The organism is Neisseria shayeganii, assembly GCF_014054965.1.
Lineage (GTDB): Bacteria > Pseudomonadota > Gammaproteobacteria > Burkholderiales > Neisseriaceae > Eikenella > Eikenella shayeganii.
Genome location: NZ_CP059567.1, coordinates 1,412,788 through 1,434,757, shown reverse-complemented (window position 1 = coordinate 1,434,757; position 21,970 = coordinate 1,412,788). Strand labels below are relative to the sequence as shown.

Here is a 21,970-nt window from a genome sequence, read left to right as displayed (position 1 = left end):
AAAGCCGGTGTTTCAGGTAGCCCAAAATGCCTGCAAGGCCGCCCACAAGATATCGGGCTGCTCGCGGATCACTTCGTGCGCGGCCAAGGGCACATTGAGCAAATGTGCGGCGGGCAGAACGTTTTTCAGCGCCGCCCAGTCGGCCAGGTGGTAGAGAAAATCGGCATCGCCGCGCACCGCCAGCACCGGCGCGCGAATTTGGCCCATGCGCTCGTTGGGATAACCCTGCTCGCTCTCGTCCAGCCACATGGTTTTGAGGGCGGCAATCCAGCGTTCGACATCCGGCTCCGGGTTGTCGGCCAAATAGGCGGCCAGCTGCGTCGGCATATGCTCGCGCACCGCATGGATATCCAGCGATGCATACATCGGCCGTACCCGGTGCAGGTGGTCGCGGTGCCAGTCGGCGCCGACGGTGACCACGCTGTCGATAAGGCCATTGTCTTCGGCCGCCAGCCGGTAGGCGGTGATGCCGCCGTCGCTAAAACCGAACAAATGGCAGCGTTCAATTCCCTCGTGGCGCAGGATGTGGCGCACATCGTCGGCCGCTTGCGCATAGCTCAGCGGTGCGTCGCCGAGGGTGCTGCCGCCGTGGCCGCGGGTGTCGATGGCCAGCAGCCGAAACTGCGCCTGCAGGCGCGGCAGCAGCGCAGCGAAATCGGCCATCGACCCGAATCCGCCGTGCAGCAGCACCAGCACCGGCGCGTTCTCCTGACCGCCCAGGCGGTAATGCAGGCGGGCGCCGAGGTGGTTGAGGTAATGGGAATTCATCATGTGCTGAGGATTTTTCTAAACATCATACTGTTGAATTTTGGATGGTTTTGGTTTTCATCCGATTGATTGTTCATTAGATTCCTATCTATTTGCCCAGCTGCCAGATGCGCCGCGCACCGTTGGCCACCAGCACGAACACTAAAGCGCCCACCAGCAAATCGGGATATTTGGATTGTGTTACCGAGGTGAGCACAGCGGCGGCAATCACCCCCAGATTTACCCAAACATCGTTAGCGGTAAAAATCATGCTGGCCTGCATATGGGCTTCATGGTTCTGGCTTTTGTGTAGTAAATACAGACACAAAGCATTGCCCAGCAAGGCCAGGAAAGCTACCGCCATCATGATGTGATAAGCAGGTGCGCCTTCCCAGCCGAAAAAACGCCGTAACACTTCCACCAAGCCCCATACGGCTAGCGCTGCCTGCAATAGCCCGGCTGTGCGTGCAACCCGCCGCTTGTGCAACAACGTATTGCCTACCGCCATCAGTGCCAAGGCATAAACCGCACTATCGGCAAGCATATCCAAACTGTCGGCCAGCAGCCCCATGGAGTGTGACAGCCAGCCGGCAATGCCTTCCATCAAGAAAAACAGCAGGTTGATCAGCAGTACTTGCCACAATATCCGCCGCTGGTCGGCTTGGTCTGCTGCTGAGGACATTACTGTGATGCCATCTCGGCTGCTATGCATATGTCGGCTGTCTAAGTTCAGGGTTTCCAGCAGTGTCAAAATGGGTAACCAATCGCCTTGATGAATGACGGTCAGCTCCCGTTGTGCAATATCAAACTGCATATCGGCAATCTGGCGTTGATCTGCCAGTTTCATGCGGATCAGCTGTATCTCGGAAGGACAGTCCATTTTAGCGATGTGGAAAACAGAACGGTGCAACATGGTGTGGTCTCCATTTCAGTAAGTGAGGGGTAAGGGGGGACACATTCAAAGCCATATAAACCATGGGGCATGACCGACTCATGCCGCTCATACTGCCTGAATGAACCGCCGTCAGGCTGAGACCTTTGCAAAACCCCCATCTGCGACGCATTTCTGCGTTGTGCGTTTATGCCCTATGGGTACTGCTCGCTCACTTGCCTATCTGTATGATATGTCTGTCCCACAGGGATTCCTGACGTTCACACTCGCTGCGCTGCTACGCCTTGAACTGCATCCACATCTGAGAGTTTTGCAAAGGTCTCAGGCTACCTGAAAGCCGGTGTTTACCGATAACCCAATTCAGCCGCGCATTGGTCGAGCAGGCTGAAGAAGCATTCGATTTCGGCGTGGCTGGTGTAGTGCAGGCAGCCGATGCGCAAAAAGCCCTCGTCGCCCAAGCCCAAATGCCGGGAAACGGCCAGTGCGTAGAAATTACCGTTGCCCAAGGCTACGTTGCGACGGCCGAACCACTGGCTGACCGGCGCGGCGGGCTGCACCTTGCCGTTTTTCACGATGTTGAAGGCAAAAGTGGGGCTGCGGCCTTCGGCTGCGGACAGGCCGTACAGCTGCAGATAGGGGCGCTCGGCAAAGCCTTGCAGCAGGATGCGGTTGAGGTCTTGCTCGTAGGCGGCCACTTGCCGATAGGCCACCTGCAGGCGTTCGCGGCGGCTGCCTTCGCTGCCGCCCAAGCCGGCCCAGTAGTCCACCATGGCGATAAAGCCGGCCTGCGCTTCAAACGATTGGGTGCCTTGTTCCCAGCGGTTGGGCACGGTTTCGGCCGCCGGTTCCACTTTATACGGGTGCAGGTTTTGCCAATGCTGCCGTTTGCCGTAGCACATGCCCAGATGCGGGCCGCCCAGTTTGTAGGAGGAGGCAAACAGAAAATCGCAATCCAGCGCTTGGACGTCGGGCAGGCGGTGGACGGCGGCGTGTACGGCATCCACGCTCACCCAGGCGCCGACGGCGCGGGCGGCCTGCACCAAGGTTTGCGCTTGGCTGAAGGTGCCGAGCACATTGGAGGCGAGGGTGAACGCCAGCAGACGGGTGCGCGCATCCAGCAGGCGGGGCAGGGCGGCGTAGTCCAAATCGCTGCCTTCGTCATTCAGCGGCAATAGGCGTACCTCCACGCCCATGTCTTCGGCAGCACGCTGCCAGGAGGAGACGTGGGAATAGTGGTCGAGGCTGCTGAGCAGGATGTTGTCGCCCGGCTGCCAAGTTTGGGCAACGGCGCGGCTGAGGTTGAACATCAGGCTGGTGGAGTTGAGGCCGAACACGATTTCGTCGGACTCGCAGCTCAGCCAGTCGGCCGCGGCGGCGCGGGCCTGTTCGTTGGTGGCCTGAGTACGGCGGCCGGCCTCGGCATGGCCGCCGAGATTGCTGTTGTAGCGCCCCAGATAGCCGAGCAGTGCGTCTAAAACGCATTGCGGCACTTGGCTGCCGCCGGGGCCGTCGAGCAAGACGGGCAATTGGCCGTGTTCGTCGGCCTGGTGCAGGGCGGGGAAGCGGCTGCGGATGGTGTCGATGGGGTAGTTCATGATTGGTTGGCGGTTAAAACAAATAAATCCCAATAGCCGGCTTCGGCATCGGAGCAGGTGTTGACGGGCGAGGCGCTGTGCCAGAGCAGGCTGTCGTTCAAAACGCAGAAGTCGCCGGCTTGCGGCAGGCAGGCGGCCAGCGGTGCGGCGTCGTCTGGCTGGCGCCACAAATAGAGTTCGCCGCCCTCGGCATTGTGGCGGGCAACGGTAAATACGCCAATGCGGTCAAAGCCGTCTTGATGGATGCCTTCGGGCGTGGATTCGGCTGCTTGACCGGCGCTTTTGGCGATGATGCGCATTTGGTGCACTTCGATTTCGGCTGGCTCAGGCAGGCCGGCGGTTTCGGCAAAACGACGGAACATGGCGGCGAAACCGGCGGAGGCGATGGTGTCGGCGGTGAGGTCGTCGTAGGTGCGGGCAACATTGCCTTGGAAGCGGTTTAGCTCGTCGCCCTGTACGAATTGGCTGTTGGCTTGCAGTTCGATGCAACCGTCGCTTTGGCGGTAGCGGAATTTGGAATAGCGGCGCAAGCGGTAGGCGCCGTCTTTGTAGGCGCTGGGGGTGAGGGTGTGGAAAGACGGTTGTAAGTCTGCCGTTTCCGGGGCGCTGAGGCAGCCGGTGGTGTATTCGAAAGGATGGTTCATGTTTTCTCTCTCTATTCCATTGTGTGGAAGGTTTTGCCGCGGCATGGGCGGATGGCCCTGCCGTGGCCGCGTTTTCAGGTAGCCAGGGGATAAGGCGGGCTACCTGAAATCAGGGCGGGCCGGATGATGATCAGCCGGCAAATATGGCGAAAAATGCCAAGCCGCCGAAAAACAAGAAAATCGCTAAAAAGGCCAATAGGCTGAAAATCAGGCAGCTGTAGCCGAGAATCAGGCCGGCCAGGGCCAAGCCGTCGCCGCTTAGCGCGGGATTATGGCGGATGTCCCGCCGCGCCATGTGGCCGGTGATGACGGCGGCGATGCTGCCCGCGAGCGGCAGCAGGGTCCAGCCCAACAGGCCGCAGATCAGGCTGACGATTGCCAAATGGCTTTGGTATTGTACGGGGTGCATGATGCGGGTGCTCAATCCGGTGGGTTGCTGGATACTTGGTGCGGTAAGGGGCTGAGAATTTTATAACCTCCCATCTGCGGTGCGTTTCGGCGTTGTAGGTTGATGCCTAGGAGCAAGGCTCGCTTGCTTATCCGCACGAGATGTCTTTGCTCGTTGCGCTGCTACGCCTTGAACCGCATCCGGGTCTGGAGGGTGTGCAAAGGTCTCGGGCTACCTGAAAACAAATGCTCAAGTTCGATTCAACATCTGTAACAGCCCGCCTTCCCAGTGCAGGCCGGTATGGCACAGCGGCACAAACAGCAGGGTGGTGGCCGCCAATTGGATGCGGTCGAAGGCTTGCAGGGTGGGTTCGCCGCGGATGGTGCTGCCGTTGAGCATGGGCAGGTTGCGGCTGTTGCCGCGCTCGATGAAGAATTCTTTGGCGTGGTGGTCGAACACCACCACTGCATGCGCTTCGCGGCTGATGCCGGCATCGCTGTGGGCGCCGAAATCCAAACACACTTCCAAACCGGCTTGGCGGCCGATGCGGTTTTCGCCCTGAATCAGGCGGAAGTCGCGGCCCAAGCCGGGGCCGTCTACCACCACCAGCCAGCCCACCACCGGCAAGGTGCCGATGTCGCCCGCGCCGGTATCCGCGCCCATCACCACGGTTTTGGCGGCTGCGGCGCCGGCCAAGGCCGCTACCGGCTGGGTTTTGGCCCAATCGGCACCAGCAGGGGCGGCGGGGGCTACCTGGGTTTTGGGCGTGCCCGCCGCAGCGGTTTGGCCGGTACCGCAATACGGGCAGTCGGCATGCACTTCGGGATCGTAGTAATGCTTGCTGGCGGCACACAGGGTCATGGCCATGTTTCGCTCCTTCACAATATCGGAAAACTTTAACCGCTCACTTGGTAGGCCACTTCTTGGCTGGCCAGATACACGGTTTGGCCGGCCTGTAGCTGTACGCGCTCAATGCGGCGCTCGAAGTGGTCCACAAAGGTGCCGTTGGTGGACTGTTTGTCTTCCAGCCACAAGCGGCCTTCGGCGTCCAGACTGAAGCGGCAATGGTGGCCGGACACTTGCGGATGTTGGATGCACACGTCGTTGTCGGCGGCCCGCCCCACGCGTACGCTTTGGCCCGGCTGCAGGCGGATGCCGGGCAGTCCGGCCACCAGGGGCTGCAATTGCACGGGTGCGGCCGCTACGGTTGCCGATGCGGCGGCTTGCAGTGTGAAGGTGGGGCTGCGTTCGTCCGGGCCCAGACGCAACACGTCGCCGGCCTGCAAACGGGCGTTGTCCACGCGCCGGCCGTTGACAAAGCTGCCGTTGCGGCTGCCCAAATCTTCCACCGCCAATGCGGTGCCGTCATAGCGCAAGCGCACATGGCGTGCGGAAACCTCGGGCAGGGCCAGCACCACATCGGCATCCCGGCTGCGGCCGACCACGATGGCCTTGCCCAGCGGCAGGGCAATATCGACCGCTCCGCCGCCCTGAGCGGCCAAGCGTGCGGATTTGCCCGTCTCAGCCGGAGTAGCGGCGGCGGCCACACGCTGCGCCTCGGCCCCCACCATTTTGCGGATCAGCTGTGAGTTGATGGGCGGATTGCGTCCTGCCTGGACCAAGCCGCGCAGGCGCCACAAATACGCCGCCCCGCCCAAAGCGGCCAGCAACAGCAGCGCCATCACGCCGTAGAGCAGCTGCATCTGCCGGCCGGCGGCCGCCGCCGCAGCATCCACGCACTCTCCCTCGGCTTGCACCGGGCTGATTTGGCGGGTTTGCAGCAAAGACAACAACTCGCTATTGGCCACCGCCAATAAGGTGCTTTGTACCTGACGGTGGCCGGCGGCATTGGTGCCCACCACTTGGCCGCAACGGTTGATCAGGGGGCCGCCGCTATTACCGCCGCTGATGGGCGCGTGGTGCTCCCACACATCTTGGCCGGCATGGCCTTTGTAGGTGTGTTTGAGGGTGCCTTCGCCGATGCTGGGACGCACGTAACCTGCGGGGTCGTCAAAGCCGCCGCCGGCCATCAAATCGTCGGACGCGCCCGGAAAACCCACCGAAAACACCGGCAGGGTCGGTTGCACAAAGCGGCTGTCTGCCAAGGGCAGCGGGCGTCCTTGCAAACGGGGGGCCTGCAACAGGGCCAAATCTTTTTTGTTGTCGCTGGCCAGGGTTTGGGTGGGCAGCAGGCTGAGTTTGGGCGCCAGCGACTCCACCACGAATATTTGTGCGCCTTCCTGCATATTGGCCACATGGTCGTTGGTCACCAAATAACCGCCGTCGGCAATCAGGTAGCCCGAACCGTGGCCGATAAACACATACAGTTTGCCGCTCTGCTTGAACAACACCAGTATTTTGCCTTCTTGGTTGGTGAGGCGCACATAGCCCTTACCGTTGATTTCGTTCAATAGGGCCGGCGTCACAATTTGTGCCGACACCTCCGGCGGTACCGGCATGCCGCCCCACAGGCGGTAAACCGATTCTCCGGCCTCTACCACCGGATTTTGCAGCGTATGATCGGCGGCAGCGGGTGCTGTAAAAAGTCCTGCCAAGAATAGGGCGGCACAAAGCTTGCGGCAAGCAACGGCTAGCGGTTGGCGGAAACCATCGGCGGAGGCTTTCATATCCGTTCTCCCATTTGTAGGTGTGTAGGTAAAGTTATGTCTGTAGGCCGGTCAGTGTTCCGTTTGGGGTTGGCTTGCCGTGTCGGAACCGGGTTGCGGGGTGGTGCCGACGGCTTCTGATGCCGGCGGCAAGGCCGCTGAAGCCGGCAAGGACGGCAAGGTCGGTAAGGCGGGAGCCGAGGCCGGCGCTTCGTCAGCTGCGGGTGCGGTCGGTGAAGGCGTCGGACGCAGCCACAGCCACCACCCGGCGGCAAGGAGCAAGCCGGCCGCAGCCAGTCCGCCCAAGAATCGCCCAGGCCGGCGGTTCTCTTCGGTTTTGGCCGCCGTGACAGGCGGTGGCAATACTTGGGTAGGGGCCGCATCCGCCTTGCCGTCTGCCATGCCTGCCTGGATCAGCACTACGGAAGTGTTGTCTTGCTGCGGCAGGGCTTTGTTTTTTACCGCCGCCAATAAACGGCTTACCTGTTTTTCGGCCGTGCCGCCGGCCGCCAGTAAGGCTTCAATCTCGCCGCCGGCTGCGTCGCTGAGGGTCTGCACGCCATCGCTGGCCAGCAGCAGCCAATCTCCCGCACCCAACTCGCCGCTGCCGTCATCGGTCAGCGGAATGTCTTTTCCCATCACCGCGCTGGTTACCGCGTGGCGCGCCGGATGTTGCGCCGCCTGTTCGGCGCTGATTTCTCCGGCATCCTGCCATTTTTTCAGATCTTCGGCAAAAGCATGGTTGGCGTTGATGCGCGCCAAACGGCCTGCTTGAAAACCATATAGCGGGCTGTCGCCGACACTGATGTAATGGTAGCGGCCGGCTGCTTCGTCCACCACCACGGCGATGACGGTGGTGCCCATGCCGGACAGCTCCGGCCGTGTGCGCAAATGTTCGGCCAATGCGAAGTTCGCTGCGTCCAGAGCTTGGCGCAAGGCGTTTGCCCAATCGCCTTCGGTATTTCGGTTTTGAAAAAAAGCCAAAAAAGCGTCCACCACCGTGGTGCTGGCGAGTTGGCCGCCCTGATGGCCGCCCATGCCGTCGGCCAGCACATAGAGTTTGGTGTGGGCGTTGAGCACCAGATTGCCCAGCGCATCCTGTTGTTCGTCGCGGCGGCCGATGTACTGGCCTTGGTGAAAGTTGATGGGCATGATCAGACTCCTTTCGGACAAGGCCACCGGCTTACAGACAATCCTGACGCGATACCGCGGTGTCGATCAGGTGTTTGCCGTTTTTATCGTTGAAAACAAACAGCACCGTGCTGGCTGTTTCCACAATCCAACTGCGCATATTCGGATCTTGGCAGGTGGTGTCGCGCATCATCTCGCCCAAGCGGTCCAGCTCGCTGCGGTTGAGCTTGCCGGCGGCGAAATTGACGAAGCGCACTTGATAAACCAGGGTGCGGCTGTTTTCGGCATAGTAAATCCGCTCCAGCATGGCTTGCGAATCAATCATTTTGGGCAGGTCTTCGTTCATCGCCGCCACGGTTTCTGCCGTAATCTGTATGCCTGTCACTTCGCCTTGGCCGGTGCTGCCCGGCAGTTGCAGAGGCGGGTCGGTGTGCTCGTCAGAAGATGGTTGGCCGTCGTTTTGGCGCACAACGACTTCGCTTGCTTGGGCAGGCGCTGCTTCTTGTCGGAAACGGCTGAACGCGAATGCCAAAATACACAGCAGGACGACGAATGCACCGGCTGCCAACCAGCCGGTTTTCTTGCCGCCTGCTGCCGGTTTTGCGGTTTTTTTCCTGACCAAAACCGGTCTGGCTGACGTAGCTGCCCGTTTGCCGGCATGGGCGGCGGGCGAGGGGAGAGCTACGGTTTGTCCGTTGTTTGCGGCCTGCACGGGGGCGGGCGAAGGGCTCAAACCGAGTAAGGCCTGCTGCATTTCCATGGCGCTTTGGAAGCGGTGTTCGGCACGCACGTTGAGGGCGTAATCGACGGCGGCCAGAAAATGGGGGCTGTAATGGCGTTCGTATGCACTACCGGCCAATTTGGGCTGGGTGTCTTCGCCGGCAATACGCGCGGGAGCCTCTTCAATCAGCTTGCCGGTAACGGCTTGATAGATACAGGCGGCGAGGCTGTATAAGTCCAGCGCCGGCAAAAAGACGTCGCGCGATTGGTATTGTTCGATGGGGGCAAACGGCGGGGTGAGGATTTGGGTGAGCGGACGGCTTTTCTGGCCGATGGCCTGGCGGGCGGCGCCGAAGTCGATCAGCACCGGCGTGCCTCCGGCCGTCATCAGAATGTTTTCCGGTTTGATGTCGCGGTGGAGCAGTTGGCGCTCGTGTATGTATTTCAAGCCTTCCAGCAAGGGAATGAAAATCTGTCCGAGCGCGGCCTCGTCGGGTTTCGGGTGTTCCTTCAACCATTGGTGCAGGGTATTGCCCTGCAGATAGGGCATCACAAAATAGGCGGTGCCGTTGGCTTCGAACAGATCGGTCACTTTGACGATATTGGGGTGGCTCAAGCCGTAAAGCAGTTTGGCTTCGCTGAAAAAACTGCTCAAGCCCCAGTCGAACAGGTCTTGGTCGCTGCTGCTTTTGGCCGCCACGTTTACCCCGTCGAGGCGCACGCCGCTATCGGGGAAATACTCTTTGATCACATGCAGAGAGCTTAAGTGCACATGTTCGGCCAGATAGGTGATGCCGAAGGCGCCCGAACCAATCACCTTCTGAATGGTGTAACTTTGCAGGCGGCTGCCGGCAGGCAGCGCATCGGCGCGTTGGACTTGGGGTGTCATCGGCGTGTTCCTTATTGCGATTGCGGAAGGTGGATGAAAAAATCAGAACTCGAATCGGCCCGGGCGCTTATCTGCCGGTCCATTGGGGCGTGTTTTACCACAATCTGAACCGGTATGGACAGGGGCTTGCGCTTGTTTTCAGGTAGCCTGAGACCTTTGCAAAACCTCCATCTGCGGTGCATTTCTGCGTTGTGCGTTTATGCCCTATGGGTACTGCTCGCTCGCTTGCCTATCGTGTGATATGTCTCTCCCACAGGGATTCCTGGCGTTCACGCTCGCTGTGCTGCTACGCCTTGAACTGCATCCACATCTGAGGGTTTTGCAAAGGTCTCAGCCTGTGTCCGTTGGCAAGGATGCTGAAATCCGGGTACGCCAAGCGAGGCCGGCAAGTTAACCCAAAAATGCCAAGCCGCCGAAAAACAGAAAGATTATGATGAAGGCCAACATGATGACGGCCAGATTGCTGTAGCCGAGTACCAAGCCGATCACGGCCAAGCCGTCGCCTTGTAAAGCAGGATTGCGGCGGATTTCCTTGCGCGCCATGTGGCCGGTGATGACGGCGGCGGCGCTGCCGACCAGCGGCAAAATGGTCCAGCCCAAAATGCCGCAAACCAGGCTGACGGTGGCCAAAGTGCTGTTCGTGTAGGGAGAGGTCGGCATAATGTGCCTCCGATATTGTTCTGAATCACAGGAACGATACAGGCTACCTGAAAAGTTTTCAGGTAGCCTGTCTCTGCTTTATACCGCCACGCGGCGGAAATCGGCCAACAGATCGGACAGGAACACCAGGAAGCGCATGGCGCCGGCGCCGTCGATCACGCGGTGGTCGAAAGAGAGCGACAGCGGACACATCAGGCGCGGGGCAAACTGGCTGCCGTCCCACACCGGTTTGATTTGCGATTTGCACACGCCCAAAATCGCCACTTCCGGTGCGTTCACAATCGGAGTAAAACCGGTGCCGCCGATGCCGCCGAGGCTGGAAATGGTGAAGCAGGCGCCCTGCATCTCTTGCGGTTTGAGCTTGCCTTCACGCGCTTTTTTGCTCAACTCGGCCAATTCGATGCTGATTTGTTTCAAGCCTTTTTGATCCACGTCGCGGATCACCGGCACCACCAGGCCGTTGGGTGTGTCGGCGGCAAAGCCGATGTGGAAATATTTTTTCAACACCAGATTTTCGCCGTCTAAAGACGAATTGAACTCGGGGAATTGCTGCAAAGCTTTGGCCGCCGCCTTGATGATAAAGGCCAAAGGCGACATTTTCACCCCTTCGCGCTCCCATTCTTTGTTGAGCTGCTTGCGCAAGTCTTCCAAATCGGTCATGTCGGCGTCGTTGTGGTGGGTCACATGCGGGATCATCACCCAGTTGCGCGCCAGATTTTGGCCGGAAATTTTCTTGATGCGGCTCAACTCCTGCACTTCGACGGGGCCGAATTTGGCGAAATCCACTTTCGGCCACGGCAGCAGATCCAAACCGCCGCCCAGCGAAGCGGTGGCCGCCACCGGGGCGCCTTTGCCGGCGCCGCCCTGCATGGCGGCTTTGACAAAGGCTTTGATGTCGTCGCCCACGATGCGGCCTTTCAAGCCGCTGCCGCGCACCAGGCTTAAATCCACGCCCAATTCGCGTGCCAGTTTGCGCGCGGAGGGGCCGGCATGGGCTTTGGCGAAACCGGCTTCGTTTACCGGCGTATTGCCGAAGGCGGCCACCGGTTTGGCCGCTTCGGCGGCGGGCGCGGGCGTTGTCGGCGCGGCAGTCGCCGGGGCGGGAGACGGTGCGGCAGCGGGAGCAGAGGCAGTATGCGGCGCAGCTGCCGGTGCAGCGGCGGTTTCCACATCAATAATGACCGTGCCTTCGGAAACTTTGTCGCCCACTTTGACATAGACGGCTTTGACTACGCCGGCGGCGGTGCTGGGCACGTCCATGGTGGCTTTGTCGGTTTCCAAGGTAATCAGGGTATCGTCCAACGCCACGGTGTCGCCGGCTTTGACTTCCACCGCAATCACGTCCACATCGCTGTGGCCGCCGATGTCGGGCACGGCTACCTGAACGCTGGCCGTTGCCGCAGGCGCACTGGCTGCGGGAGCGGTTTCGGTTTGCGGTGCGGCCGGTGCGGCTGCGGGAGCGGGGGCGGGGGCGGGGGCGGGGGCGGTTTCTGCCGCCGCGCCGCTGTCCACCACCACAATCACGCTGCCTTCGGAAACTTTGTCGCCTACCTGTACGCGTACTTCTTTGACCACGCCGGCGGCATCGGCCGGCACGTCCATGGTGGCTTTGTCGGTTTCCAGGGTAATCAGGGTGTCGTCCACCGCCACGGTGTCGCCGGCTTTCACTTCTACGGCAATCACGTCCACGTTTTCATGGCCGCCGATGTCGGGGACTTTGATCTCTACGATGCTCATTGTTTTTCCTTTTCGGTAAAACGGTTTTCTGGTTGTCGGATAAGGCGCCGCCGATGCGGGCGGCGCTTCGGAATCGGGAAGGATGTCAGCGTCTGCGGCAGCGGAAAGCGTCCTGTAAAGCCACCGCTTGGGTGGAGCCGTCGGCCGCCACCTCAAATACGGCCACGCCGCAAGCACGGCCCGTCGCCCCTACTACCTCATAATCGCGTCCGGCTTGCGGCACAAAAGAAGCCAACTGACTGTGGCAGCTGCCTTCCTTCATCACCAAATAGCTTTCTGCCATCGGGTTGGCCGGCCTGTTGCTGTGGGTGAGGCCGATGTAGGAGGATTGCACATTGGCCGGTTTGCCTGCCGCTACCACATACTCGCGGAATACGGCACGCGACATCAGGCCGTTGCGTTCGCTGATGTGGCGGCTGATTTCGGTTTCGGGTATGCCGATGCTGCTGCTTTGGGCGGTGCCGGCAAAAGAGCTGAAGGCGTCGCCCAAGCTGCGGCCCACGCTGACGGCGGTGCCGCGCCGGTTGTGTTCGCAGTCGATGCCGCTGACCAGGCGTGCCGGTTTTTGGTTTTGGCCGTACAGGCGCACGCGGGCTTGGGTGGCCGGATCGTAGCGGGTTTCGGTTTGCACCACGGGGGCGTTGGCCGCGCAGGCGGTTAAGCGCGTACACACAGATAGGGCCAGAAAGGGTTTCATCGCGTTTATCTGCCTTAGAAAGGGTTGGCGTACAAGTTTGTTGGATTCATCGGCCGACACAGGCTACCTGAAAGCGGCTTGATTGGGTTTATGCGGATTGGCCGTCTTCAAACTCCTGCCGGATGCGTACGGCCTCGGGGCATTGCGCGTCCAGCGAGGCGCGGTAGGCCACGCAGCCGCGCATAAACTGCGGCCAATCGGGCACTTGCGGCGTTTTGCCGGCTTCTTCGGGCAGCAGCGCCCATAAGTCGGGATGGTACCAGCACAAATCGTGGCCGGAGCTGTCGCGGTGGGCGCGGATGCCGGCGCGCAGTTTGCGGACTTCTGCCAGCAGTTCGTCGCGGCTCATTTTGTCGAGATCGGTGTCCATACAGTTTCCTCTTGTGTGGTCGGGCAGGCTACCTGAAAACGGTGGGATACCGGAATCCTGCTTAATTTCAGCCCTGTTTGCCGGTGTGCCGCAAAACCGACTCAGCACGGGTCAGACCGCCAGCGCCCGGATGCCGGCCGCCGCCGCATACAAACCGAGCACCACAAACAACAGGCCGCTGCAGGCATAGGCGATGCGTTCGCGTTTGGGCGTCAGCAGTTTGGCCAAACCCATGCCGTAAGCGGTGAGGATCAGGTAGTCAAGCAGGCACCACACCGCAGTCAGCGCCAGCAGGCCGGGCAGCAGCCCCATGTCCAGCCTGCCGATAAAGGGCGGCAAGAAGGTCATGAAAAACAGAATGTCTTTCGGACTGGCCAAGCCCACCCAAAACGCTGAGCCCGCCATTTTGCCGAGGCTTTGCGGCGGCGGCGCGAGTTCGGCCGCCTGTTGCAGTTTGAGCGCTTGCCGCTGCCGCGCGTCCAGCCACAAACGGATGCCGTAATACACCAGATACAGGCCGCCGATGCCGGTGAGCACCGTGAGCAGGGTTTCGCTGATGCTGCCGATGCCGGCCAGCATCAGCCCCGCGCAGGCAATCCAAACCAGTGAGGCGGCATTGGTGGCCGCCACCGACAACAGCGCCCCTTTGAAACCGTAACGGTTGGCACCGTTCATCACCACCAAACTCAAAGGGCCGGGCAAAATCAAAAACACGGCCACCGTGGCCGCATAGGCCGCCAATACAGACATCATGCTGAGTCTCCTTAGGTATTGCAAAAAAGATGTTCAGCCGTCGTATCGGCCGCTTTCGGCAGCCTGTGGCGTGGGACGGACAGACCCCGCCGGAATGGGTGTCGGGTGTGTCTGATCAGGTGTGGTCCGGTTCCTTTCTGTTTGATGTTCTGGCAGGGGCGGTTTCAGGTAGCCCTTTGCCGGGTTCGGGTCGGGCTTGCGCGGTGCGGCAATCCAGTCTGCGTGTCAAGCCTTAAGGCAGATAAGGCTTCAGGATGCGCTCGGCGTGTTCCGCCGCCCGGGCGCAATAGGCTTGCCGCGCTTGGGTGTTGTCGGGGCGTTCGGGGTTGAGCGGATGGTTTTGGAAGCGCTGCTTGAGCGCGGGCAGCATACGCTCGGCATCGCGGCCGCTGTCGCAGGCATTGATGCGACGGTTCAGTTCGGCAAAGCCCGGTTGCAGGGTGTCTTTGTCGCCCATTTGCTCGGGCGCGCAACTCCCGGCCATCAGAAGCAGTTCCATAATATCGGCCGAAGCCTGCATGCAGCGGGCGTCGTTGTGGTTTTGTGCGGCGGCGGGCAGGGCGGTCAGGCAGGCGGCCAGCGCCAGCGCTTGGTGGTGGCGGATGATCCGTTTCATGATTTTCCCTCGAAGTGTTTGCTCAGCCGGGCTACCTGAAAACCGCCGGTCAGCGGATTTTGCGACAGCCTTGCGGGGTGCATTCCCATACGCTGCCGGCGCCTTCTATAGCAGAAGGATTGGCTTCGGGGCGCGGCGGCAGTTCGGATCCGCCGATAGAGCCGCAGGCGTTGAGCAGCAGGGCGGCCAGCGCCAGGGCAAGGGGGGCGAGGCGTTTCATATCCGGTTTCCTTTCAATGCGGCACCGGCCGGGGCGCGGATGCCGGGGTTAAGGGTTTTGGGCTTGTCCGCCGGGCGGCAGTCAGTCAGGTCGGTTTGTGTGTCTATGCTCGGCACACAAGCTGTTGCGCCTCAGTAGCCGGGCGAAATACTGTCTCGGGCGCAAAACACTTCTGTGTCGTAGCAAAGGCCGCGGTAGCCCGTAGAGCGGTTGCGCGGGTCGGCGGTGCAGGCGGCGTCTGCGGCGTCCCGGATATGATGATGGAAGCCAACGTTCTTGCGGGCTCCTGTGTCGCCCAAGCCTTCGGCCAGCATGCGGCGGGCTTCGGCATCCAGCGGCGCCACGTAAAAACGCTCGGTGTAGCGGTTGTTGCGGTCGATATCAATGGCATGGGATACGGCCACGCAGGCGTTGCTGGTGCGGGCGATGATGTGGCATTTGTCGCGGCCGCATTTTTTGCGCACGTTTTGCTCGGCCTCCTGCGGGCTGCCGCCCATGGCGTGTTCCAAAAAGCTGTGTCGGCCGACGTCGTCTTCTTCATGGCGGATGGCCACTACGCCGAAGCCGCGCTGGATGTGCCAACGGGTGTAAGGGGGCGGGTTTAGAAAAAGCGTGTCGCGGGGTTGACTGCCACTGCCGGATGCACCCGCACAAGAGGCGCTGCCGCAGGTATGGATATTATGCCGCACGGCTTGCGGCACATGTTGCGCCGCCGCAGGCCAAGCCAACAGGCTGCCGAGCAGCAGCATCAGGGTTTTCTTCCGATAATACATGGCGTTTCTCCTCTGGTTCTCTTGGGGGTGCCAGGCTACCTGAAAGGCTTTCAGGTAGCCTGAGGACGGCAGCAGATTAACGTTTCCAGCTGGGCGCGGTGTCGGTTTGGATGCCGTATTTTTCGATGGCTTGCTGTACGGTGGCGGCGTCCACTTTGCCTTGTTTGGCCAAAGCGCCCAGCGCGGCCACGGCCACGTGGTAGCGGTCCACTTCGAAGAAGTCGCGCAGGTTGGCACGGGAGTCGCTGCGGCCGAAACCGTCGGTACCGAGCACCACATAGCCGCCGTTTTCGGCCGGAATGGCATGGCGGATGCGCTCGGCGAAGCTGCGGATGTAGTCGGTGGCGGCCACCACGGGGCCGGCGTGGCCTTGCAGCTGTTGCGCCACGAAAGCGGTTTTCTGTTCGGCGGTGGGGTGCAGGCGGTTGTGACGTTCCGCTTCGATGGCGTCGCGGTGCAGCTGGTTGAAGCTGGGGCAGGACCACACGTCGGCTTCTACGCCGAAGTCGGCTTTCAGCAGATCGGCGGCGGCCAGCACTTCGTTGAAGATGGTGCCGGAACCCATGAGCTGCACTTTTTTGTCGCCTGCGCTGCCTTCGCGGAACAAATACATGCCTTTGAGAATCTGTTCTTCAATGCCTTCGCGTTGCGGCAGGGCGGGATGGACGTAGTTTTCGTTCATCAGGGTGATGTAGTAGTACACGTCCTGTTGCTCCACATACATGCGGCGCAAGCCGTCGTGGATGATGACCGCCAGTTCGTATTGGAAGGTGGGGTCGTAGCTGATGCAGTTGGGGATGAGGTCGGCCTGCAGCTGGCTGTGGCCGTCTTCGTGTTGCAGGCCTTCGCCGTTAAGCGTGGTGCGGCCGGCGGTGCCGCCCAAGAGAAAGCCTCGGGTGCGCATGTCGCCGGCGGCCCAAGCCAAATCGCCCACGCGCTGGAAGCCGAACATGGAGTAGTAAATGTAGAACGGAATCATGGCGTAGCGGCTGTTGGCATAGCTGGTGCCGGCGGCAATCCAGTCGGCCATGGCGCCCGGTTCGTTGATGCCTTCCTGCAGAATCTGGCCGTCCACCGATTCTTTGTAGAACATCAGTTGGTCTTTGTCCTGCGGGGTGTATTGCTGGCCTTTGGGGTTCCAGATGCCGTATTGGCGGAACATGCCTTCCATGCCGAAGGTGCGGCTCTCGTCGGGCACGATGGGCACGATGCGTTTGCCGATCTGTTTGTCTTTCAACAGGGTGGAGAGGATGCGCACAAAGGCCATGGTGGTGGAGAACTCGCGCTCGCCGCTGGATTGCAGCTGGGCGTCGAAGGCTTCCAGCGCGGGCACCGGCAGGGCTTCGTTATTCGGGTTGCGCTGCGGCAGATAGCCGCCCAAGGCATTGCGGCGCTCGCGCAGGTAGCGCATTTCTTCGCTGTCTTCGGGGAAACGGAAATAGGGCAGGTCGCCGCTGTCGATTTGCTCGTCGCTCACTTGGATGCCGAAGCGGTCGCGGAACTGCTTGAGCGATTTGACGTCCATTTTCTTGGCTTGGTGGGCGATGTTTTGGCCTTCGCCCGCTTCGCCCATGCCGTAGCCTTTGATGGTTTTGGCCAGAATCACGGTGGGGCGGCCGTCGGCTTTGTTCACCGCTTCGTGGTAGGCGGCATACACTTTGTGCGGATCATGGCCGCCGCGGTTGAGCGCCCAGATTTCTTCGTCCGACATATTGGCCACCATGGCTTTGAGTTCGGGCGTGTTGAAGAAATGCTCGCGCACATAGGCGCCGTCTTTGGATTTGAAGGTTTGGTAGTCGCCGTCCAGGCACTCTTCCATGCGCTGCTTGAGGGCGTTGTTGGTGTCGCGCGCCAGCAGGGCGTCCCAGCGGCTGCCCCAGATCACTTTCAGCACGTTCCAGCCGGCACCGCGGAAGTTGCCTTCCAGTTCTTGGATGATTTTGCCGTTGCCGCGCACCGGGCCGTCGAGGCGTTGCAGGTTGCAGTTGATGACGAAGACCAGATTGTCCAAGCCTTCGCGGGCGGCCAGGGAAATGGCGCCTTGGCTTTCCGGCTCGTCCATTTCGCCGTCGCCGCAGAAGCACCACACTTTGCGGCCTTTGGTTTTGGAGAGGCCGCGCGAATCCAGATATTTGAGGAAGCGCGCCTGGTAAATCGCCATCAGCGGACCCAAACCCATGGATACGGTGGGGAACTGCCAGAAATCGGGCATCAGATAGGGGTGGGGATAGGAAGACAGGCCTTTGCCGTCCACTTCCTGACGGAAGTTGTCCAGCTGCTCTTCACTGAGCCGGCCTTCCACATAGGCGCGGGCGTAAATGCCGGGCGCCACGTGGCCTTGGATGAAAATCAAATCGCCTTCTTCGCCTTCGCCTTTGGCTTTCCAGAAGTGGTTGAAGCCGACATCGTAAAGGGTGGCGGAAGATTGGAAGGAGGCGATGTGGCCGCCGAGCTCCAGGTCTTTTTTACCGGCACGCAGCACCATGGCGGCGGCGTTCCAGCGAATGGCGGAACGGATGCGGTGTTCGAGTTCGTGATTGCCGGGCGATTTCTGCTCTTGGCCCACGGGAATGGTGTTCAGGTAGGCGGTGGTAGCGTCGAACGGCAGGTGCACGCCGCGGCGGCGGGTGTATTTCACCAGGTTTTCCAACAGAAAATGCGCCCGCTCCGAGCCTTCGTTTTCCAGCACAGAGCCCAGCGCATCCAGCCATTCCTGGGTTTCAACCGGGTCGATATCTTTGTATTCGGTGGACATACTCAATCCTTTAATCACAAATCAAACTGGGTTATTTTCATTTTTTCGTTTTTAATCACGAAAAAGAACGATATAAAGCAAATGCTTAAAAGAAAATGCGGCAGCAAACCGGCAAGAAATGATATTTAAGGGAGGTTTGCTGCATTGCAACATGCTGTATTTTCGTGAAATCGTATCAGTAAATATTCCAAAGGGCAATAGATTCCGCATGGCAAAATTTATACGAAAGAAACGGCACGGTTTTTTGTTGTCAGGCTACCTGAAAAAATAAGAACGCCTGATGAATTAAAATGTGCGGAAAGCAACAAAATGGAAAGAAAGGGAAAATTCGAGGTGAAGGTGTCGTTGCCGGGCGGGCATTGCCGCAATGGTACGCAGACCCGTCATCATAGTGGGCATGTCCGGCGGCAGGCAGTACCGTCGGGTACGCCGAATGGGTGATTCGGAAATTTGCTGCCGGAAACCTCAAATCTCTGCAAAACCGCCCTCTGCGGTGCATGTCTGTTTGTGGGCGCTCGCTGAGTTTGGTAATGGTATACCTTTGTTACAGAAGTTCTTTGCGTTCACATTCGCTATGCTGTTGGGTCTTGAGCGGCATTTATGTTGGGGGTGAACCCCAGGTCTTTGCCGGACTATGGAAATAATCTGGGACCTTCGCAAGCGGGCCAAGCAAACAGGCTACCTGAAAAGCGTTTGCATGCTTTCAGGTAGCCTGTGGGGCTGTGGGTTTATTGTACGGAGAATACCGGTTTGATGCTGCGCAGCGCCGGTTGGTTGTTGAGGAAATCGTCGGGATAGTAAGCCAGGTTTTGGATGCCGGCTTGCTTCAGCTTGCCCACCCACGCAGTCAATTCCGAGTCGGGTATCGGTTGTTTGCGCCGCCAGTCGGTGGTTTGCAGTTCGAAGATGATTTTATTCATCGGCAGGCCCTGCTGTTTGACCCGGGCGGCCAATTGTTGCAGCCAATCGGCGGCCTGTTGGTGGGAAATGGCGTGTCCGTGTTCCAGATAAGGCATGGCCATGATGGCGGTGTAATCGTAGGAGCGGGTAAATTGGGCGAGGCTTTGGGCAAACCATTGCTGGGCATCCGGCTGCATGACCACGCCGGCATAAAGGTTGCGCGCGGTTTTCAGCTCGTGGCGGGCTTTGAAGCTGTAACGCAGGGCGGCCTGTTTCAATTCTTCGGAATAGCGGATCAGGTCGTCGGTTTTTTGGCGGGCTTCCTGCCAGTATTGGGCGTTGCTGCGCGCACCTTTGGCGATGTGTCCTTCAAAGTCGGTCAGGAAACCGTCGTCGTGGAAGAGGATGCCGCTGAAGCGGCTGTGGAAGGCGAGGTCTTCGTAGATCTCGCGCACGGTTTGGCGGTTGCGCGCGCTGTAAGGCGACAGGCGCAGATAATGTTCGCGGTTGGGGCGGCCGGAACGGCTGTCGGTGACGTAGTCGTATTGCGGGCCGAGATCGAAAGCCATCATCGGCATCCAAGCGTAAACCTTCACATTGGCGCGGGTGGCCAGCTGCCAGGCCACGCGGCTGAACAGGTCGGCCTTCATGCGCAGGTGGCGGTTGGGGAAGTAAAGCGCTTCGGCCACGCCGTTGCCGTCGTCGTCGGCAAAAGCCTGCAGATAAACGGTGCTCACGCCCAATAAATAAATGCGTTCGATCAGGCGGTCGAGATTGCGGTTTTGTTGGACGGGGTTGGGGTCGTAAACGTAATCGAGGTCCACATGGACCACGCGCTGGGTCTGCGGCTCGAACATGCGCTCGTTCAGATAGGCATTGATTACGCGCAAGTCGGTTTCGTGGTCGATGAGCAGGCGGCCGACGTGGCGTTCGGTCGGTTCGTTCAGTTGGTGGTCGAACAGGGTGAAGTCGCTGTCCAGGCCGACTTGGCGGGCGATTTCGATGCCGGCTTCGTTCATTTGACCGTAGGGCCACACCAAAATGCGCGGGCGCCGGCCGGTGTGGCGGGCGATGATGTCGGACGACAGTTGCAGGTCGTGGCGGATGCGTTGTGCGTATTCGGCGTGGGTTTCGTAGCGGCCGCCGGCATATTTGCCGGGCAGGGCGGCGGCAAACAGGGAGCCGAGCGGATTGCCGATGTTGCTGCGGTGCAGGTCGTGGGTGTGGGAGGCCACTTCGATCAGGCCGCTGGCCTGCATTTCGCGTACCTGCTCCCAAGTAACGAAGGCGCTGCGCGGCAGCTGTTGTTCGCCGTAGGCAATGCTGCCGTGCGCAGGCGTTTCCATCCACGAAGTGACCAGGGCGAGAACGGCGGGATAGTTGTAGGCTTTGAGCAGGGGATAGACGCGGTTGTAGAAACTGAGGTAGCCGTCGTCGAAGGTGAGCAGTACCGGTTTGGCCGGCAGACGGCCGCGGCCGAGGCGGGCGTCTTCAATCTGTTGCCAGCTGACCGGTGTGTAACCATTGTCGCGCAGCAAATTGAAATGGCTCACCAGACGGCTGACGGTAATGGTTTGGGGGAAATACTGCCGTTGCAGTTTTCCCTGCATATCGGTTGATGCGGGTAGGGTGAAGTGGTTTTCTTCTACCACGTCGTGGTAGCACATCACGCCGTAGCGTTCAGCCGCTTGGGCGCGGATGCAAAAGAAGGCGAGCAGAAAGAAAATGAGGTAACGGTAGCGCATAAGTTTCCCCGGCTGAAGGTTTAAGAGAGTATGCGGCAGGCATATTGGTTTTCAGGTAGCCTGAGACCTTGGTTACGCTCTTGGAGAACATGGTTTTGCAAAGGTCTAAGCCTGACTGAAATGTTTGACCGTCCCCCGGACAGGGATGCGGTTCAAGGCGTGGCACAGCACAGCGATGTGAATGCACCAGCGCCCCCGGGAGTAGGCATCTCCTATGGTGTAAGACCGTCATTTGGCCCGCATGGACCAATAAAAAAGTCAGCTAGTAACTAGCTGACTTTATGAAATTTTTTGGTCGGAGTGAAAGGATTCGAACCTTCGACCCCTTGCACCCCATGCAAGTGCGCTACCAGACTGCGCCACACTCCGACTCAAGGAAAGCGGGTATTATAGTGGCACTTGGTCTATTTGGCAAGCGTTGTTTCGATTTTTCTTAACACTTCCTGCAGGCCGAAGCGTATTTCTTCTGCGTCGGCTGCCGGCTGCCCTTGCTGGTCCAAGCCGTTCAGGTTGAAGCGGTCCACGTAGGCGGGGAAACTGCCGCTGAATTGGCGGGCTTTGATGACGTCGCGGCGGGTATAGGTTTCCCCGCCGTAGCCCAAAACGGTGCCGTTGTCCTGCTGCCATTGGCGGAACTGCTCGGGGCAGATGTCGGCCAGGCGGCACAATTCGTCCAAGCTGAAGTAGCGTTGTGCAGGGATCGGCGGCAGATTAGCGTTGTTTGTCATAGTAGTGCTCCACCATGCCTTTGAGCTTTTGGCTGGCGTGGAAGGTCACCACGCGGCGGGCGGTAATCGGCACTTCTTCGCCGGTTTTGGGGTTGCGGCCCGGACGTTGCGGTTTGTCGCGCAGCTGGAAGTTGCCGAAGCCGGAAATTTTGATTTCTTCGCCGCTTTCCAAAGTGGCGCGGATTTCTTCAAAAAAGAGCTCGACGATTTCTTTGGCATCGTTTTTGCCCACATTGGCCACTTTGTCTACCAAAATATCGGCTAATTCTGCTTTGGTCAGGGTCATGATCATTCCTTGTATTTTCTAAGGCGCGGATTATCGCTAATTGTTATTTCAAAATCAAGTGAATAGTGTCGGAATTCTCTGTAGGGTGTTCAGCTAGCCTGCCTAAGGCCAGACAGGC

The 21,970-nt window shown here is 59.8% G+C and carries 21 protein-coding genes, 1 tRNA gene and 2 pseudogenes; 2 read left to right on the top strand and 22 right to left on the bottom strand.

Translation table 11 applies throughout. The features are described from left to right. Positions 1-12: 12 nt before the first annotated feature. Positions 13-768 carry an alpha/beta fold hydrolase gene (locus tag H3L94_RS06945; protein ID WP_182123126.1) on the bottom strand — a complete coding sequence of 252 codons (756 nt, stop codon included), beginning with the start codon at positions 766-768 and terminating at the stop codon, positions 13-15. Positions 769-856: 88 nt separating this feature from the next. Next, positions 857-1,657: a cation efflux transmembrane domain-containing protein gene (locus H3L94_RS06940; RefSeq protein ID WP_040660700.1), complete on the bottom strand. Its 801-nt coding sequence runs from the start codon at positions 1,655-1,657 to the stop codon at positions 857-859. A gap of 128 nt (positions 1,658-1,785) precedes the next feature. Here H3L94_RS06940 and H3L94_RS06935 point away from each other — a divergent pair. Continuing rightward, positions 1,786-1,973 (top strand): annotated as a pseudogene (locus H3L94_RS06935) (ATP-dependent exonuclease). Positions 1,974-1,983: 10 nt separating this feature from the next. On the opposite strand, the gene H3L94_RS06930 reads toward H3L94_RS06935, so the two are convergent. The 7 genes from H3L94_RS06930 to H3L94_RS06900 all read right to left on the bottom strand — a co-directional run bounded on the left by H3L94_RS06930 (position 1,984) and on the right by H3L94_RS06900 (position 9,612). After that, positions 1,984-3,234, bottom strand: a complete 1,251-nt coding sequence (locus tag H3L94_RS06930; RefSeq protein ID WP_182121423.1) for a cysteine desulfurase-like protein — start codon at positions 3,232-3,234, stop codon at positions 1,984-1,986. After that, the gene (locus tag H3L94_RS06925) at positions 3,231-3,878 is read right to left on the bottom strand and encodes a 2OG-Fe dioxygenase family protein (RefSeq protein WP_182121422.1); all 648 of its coding nucleotides are present in this window, start codon (positions 3,876-3,878) and stop codon (positions 3,231-3,233) included. Before H3L94_RS06925 ends, H3L94_RS06930 begins: the two co-directional genes overlap by 4 nt. A gap of 130 nt (positions 3,879-4,008) precedes the next feature. Next, a complete protein-coding gene (locus tag H3L94_RS06920) occupies positions 4,009-4,302 on the bottom strand; it encodes a DUF4190 domain-containing protein (RefSeq protein WP_220457288.1) in 294 nt (97 codons plus the stop codon). A gap of 213 nt (positions 4,303-4,515) precedes the next feature. Continuing rightward, entirely contained in the window at positions 4,516-5,133 is a 618-nt protein-coding gene (locus H3L94_RS06915) for an FHA domain-containing protein (protein ID WP_182121421.1), read from the bottom strand. Positions 5,134-5,162: 29 nt separating this feature from the next. Then, a complete protein-coding gene (locus H3L94_RS06910; RefSeq protein WP_182121420.1) occupies positions 5,163-6,893 on the bottom strand; it encodes an FHA domain-containing protein in 1,731 nt (576 codons plus the stop codon). Positions 6,894-6,944: 51 nt separating this feature from the next. Beyond that, the gene (locus H3L94_RS06905; protein ID WP_182121419.1) at positions 6,945-8,024 is read right to left on the bottom strand and encodes a PP2C family protein-serine/threonine phosphatase; all 1,080 of its coding nucleotides are present in this window, start codon (positions 8,022-8,024) and stop codon (positions 6,945-6,947) included. Between the two features lie 31 nt (positions 8,025-8,055). Beyond that, on the bottom strand, positions 8,056-9,612 hold the full coding sequence (locus tag H3L94_RS06900) for a serine/threonine protein kinase (protein ID WP_182121418.1): 1,557 nt from the start codon (positions 9,610-9,612) through the stop codon (positions 8,056-8,058). Positions 9,613-9,768: 156 nt separating this feature from the next. On the opposite strand from H3L94_RS06900, the pseudogene H3L94_RS13015 reads away from it, so the two are divergent. Beyond that, positions 9,769-10,006: pseudogene (locus H3L94_RS13015) on the top strand (ATP-dependent exonuclease). Here the strand turns inward: H3L94_RS13015 and H3L94_RS06895 are convergent. The 13 genes from H3L94_RS06895 to H3L94_RS06835 all read right to left on the bottom strand — a co-directional run bounded on the left by H3L94_RS06895 (position 10,003) and on the right by H3L94_RS06835 (position 21,852). Next, positions 10,003-10,272 (bottom strand): DUF4190 domain-containing protein, encoded by a 270-nt coding sequence (locus H3L94_RS06895; RefSeq protein ID WP_182121417.1) that lies wholly within the window; start codon positions 10,270-10,272, stop codon positions 10,003-10,005. The pseudogene H3L94_RS13015 and the gene H3L94_RS06895 overlap by 4 nt on opposite strands. 78 nt (positions 10,273-10,350) lie before the next feature. Then, a complete protein-coding gene (aceF, locus tag H3L94_RS06890; protein ID WP_182121416.1) occupies positions 10,351-12,009 on the bottom strand; it encodes a dihydrolipoyllysine-residue acetyltransferase in 1,659 nt (552 codons plus the stop codon). A gap of 85 nt (positions 12,010-12,094) precedes the next feature. Next, positions 12,095-12,706 (bottom strand): hypothetical protein, encoded by a 612-nt coding sequence (locus H3L94_RS06885; RefSeq protein WP_182121415.1) that lies wholly within the window; start codon positions 12,704-12,706, stop codon positions 12,095-12,097. 88 nt (positions 12,707-12,794) lie between these two features. After that, positions 12,795-13,076: a hypothetical protein gene (locus H3L94_RS06880; RefSeq protein ID WP_182121414.1), complete on the bottom strand. Its 282-nt coding sequence runs from the start codon at positions 13,074-13,076 to the stop codon at positions 12,795-12,797. A gap of 111 nt (positions 13,077-13,187) precedes the next feature. Continuing rightward, the gene (locus tag H3L94_RS06875; protein WP_182121413.1) at positions 13,188-13,829 is read right to left on the bottom strand and encodes a LysE family translocator; all 642 of its coding nucleotides are present in this window, start codon (positions 13,827-13,829) and stop codon (positions 13,188-13,190) included. 232 nt (positions 13,830-14,061) lie between these two features. Further along, positions 14,062-14,445 (bottom strand): hypothetical protein, encoded by a 384-nt coding sequence (locus H3L94_RS06870; protein WP_182121412.1) that lies wholly within the window; start codon positions 14,443-14,445, stop codon positions 14,062-14,064. A 49-nt stretch (positions 14,446-14,494) separates the two neighbouring features. Next, positions 14,495-14,665: a hypothetical protein gene (locus H3L94_RS06865; RefSeq protein WP_182121411.1), complete on the bottom strand. Its 171-nt coding sequence runs from the start codon at positions 14,663-14,665 to the stop codon at positions 14,495-14,497. 131 nt (positions 14,666-14,796) lie between these two features. Further along, entirely contained in the window at positions 14,797-15,438 is a 642-nt protein-coding gene (locus tag H3L94_RS06860; RefSeq protein ID WP_182121410.1) for a hypothetical protein, read from the bottom strand. A gap of 76 nt (positions 15,439-15,514) precedes the next feature. Then, entirely contained in the window at positions 15,515-18,193 is a 2,679-nt protein-coding gene (gene aceE, locus H3L94_RS06855; protein WP_182121409.1) for a pyruvate dehydrogenase (acetyl-transferring), homodimeric type, read from the bottom strand. 728 nt (positions 18,194-18,921) lie between these two features. Continuing rightward, positions 18,922-20,838: a poly-beta-1,6-N-acetyl-D-glucosamine N-deacetylase PgaB gene (gene pgaB / locus H3L94_RS06850; RefSeq protein ID WP_182121408.1), complete on the bottom strand. Its 1,917-nt coding sequence runs from the start codon at positions 20,836-20,838 to the stop codon at positions 18,922-18,924. A gap of 292 nt (positions 20,839-21,130) precedes the next feature. Beyond that, positions 21,131-21,207, bottom strand: a tRNA-Pro gene (locus H3L94_RS06845). A gap of 35 nt (positions 21,208-21,242) precedes the next feature. Next, positions 21,243-21,566 (bottom strand): hypothetical protein, encoded by a 324-nt coding sequence (locus tag H3L94_RS06840; protein ID WP_009118283.1) that lies wholly within the window; start codon positions 21,564-21,566, stop codon positions 21,243-21,245. Then, positions 21,550-21,852, bottom strand: a complete 303-nt coding sequence (locus H3L94_RS06835; RefSeq protein WP_040660029.1) for an integration host factor subunit alpha — start codon at positions 21,850-21,852, stop codon at positions 21,550-21,552. Before H3L94_RS06835 ends, H3L94_RS06840 begins: the two co-directional genes overlap by 17 nt. Positions 21,853-21,970: the final 118 nt, after the last annotated feature.

What these genes read in the sequence shown, in the direction of transcription:
- H3L94_RS06945 (WP_182123126.1), bottom strand. Translation starts at nt 768, where the DNA reads ATGAATTCCCATTACCTCAACCACCTCGGCGCCCGCCTGCATTACCGC.
- H3L94_RS06930 (WP_182121423.1), bottom strand. Translation starts at nt 3,234, where the DNA reads ATGAACTACCCCATCGACACCATCCGCAGCCGCTTCCCCGCCCTGCAC.
- H3L94_RS06925 (WP_182121422.1), bottom strand. Translation starts at nt 3,878, where the DNA reads ATGAACCATCCTTTCGAATACACCACCGGCTGCCTCAGCGCCCCGGAA.
- H3L94_RS06915 (WP_182121421.1), bottom strand. Translation starts at nt 5,133, where the DNA reads ATGGCCATGACCCTGTGTGCCGCCAGCAAGCATTACTACGATCCCGAA.
- H3L94_RS06910 (WP_182121420.1), bottom strand. Translation starts at nt 6,893, where the DNA reads ATGAAAGCCTCCGCCGATGGTTTCCGCCAACCGCTAGCCGTTGCTTGC.
- H3L94_RS06905 (WP_182121419.1), bottom strand. Translation starts at nt 8,024, where the DNA reads ATGCCCATCAACTTTCACCAAGGCCAGTACATCGGCCGCCGCGACGAA.
- H3L94_RS06900 (WP_182121418.1), bottom strand. Translation starts at nt 9,612, where the DNA reads ATGACACCCCAAGTCCAACGCGCCGATGCGCTGCCTGCCGGCAGCCGC.
- H3L94_RS06895 (WP_182121417.1), bottom strand. Translation starts at nt 10,272, where the DNA reads ATGCCGACCTCTCCCTACACGAACAGCACTTTGGCCACCGTCAGCCTG.
- aceF (WP_182121416.1), bottom strand. Translation starts at nt 12,009, where the DNA reads ATGAGCATCGTAGAGATCAAAGTCCCCGACATCGGCGGCCATGAAAAC.
- H3L94_RS06885 (WP_182121415.1), bottom strand. Translation starts at nt 12,706, where the DNA reads ATGAAACCCTTTCTGGCCCTATCTGTGTGTACGCGCTTAACCGCCTGC.
- H3L94_RS06880 (WP_182121414.1), bottom strand. Translation starts at nt 13,076, where the DNA reads ATGGACACCGATCTCGACAAAATGAGCCGCGACGAACTGCTGGCAGAA.
- H3L94_RS06875 (WP_182121413.1), bottom strand. Translation starts at nt 13,829, where the DNA reads ATGATGTCTGTATTGGCGGCCTATGCGGCCACGGTGGCCGTGTTTTTG.
- H3L94_RS06870 (WP_182121412.1), bottom strand. Translation starts at nt 14,445, where the DNA reads ATGAAACGGATCATCCGCCACCACCAAGCGCTGGCGCTGGCCGCCTGC.
- H3L94_RS06865 (WP_182121411.1), bottom strand. Translation starts at nt 14,665, where the DNA reads ATGAAACGCCTCGCCCCCCTTGCCCTGGCGCTGGCCGCCCTGCTGCTC.
- H3L94_RS06860 (WP_182121410.1), bottom strand. Translation starts at nt 15,438, where the DNA reads ATGTATTATCGGAAGAAAACCCTGATGCTGCTGCTCGGCAGCCTGTTG.
- aceE (WP_182121409.1), bottom strand. Translation starts at nt 18,193, where the DNA reads ATGTCCACCGAATACAAAGATATCGACCCGGTTGAAACCCAGGAATGG.
- pgaB (WP_182121408.1), bottom strand. Translation starts at nt 20,838, where the DNA reads ATGCGCTACCGTTACCTCATTTTCTTTCTGCTCGCCTTCTTTTGCATC.
- H3L94_RS06840 (WP_009118283.1), bottom strand. Translation starts at nt 21,566, where the DNA reads ATGACAAACAACGCTAATCTGCCGCCGATCCCTGCACAACGCTACTTC.
- H3L94_RS06835 (WP_040660029.1), bottom strand. Translation starts at nt 21,852, where the DNA reads ATGACCCTGACCAAAGCAGAATTAGCCGATATTTTGGTAGACAAAGTG.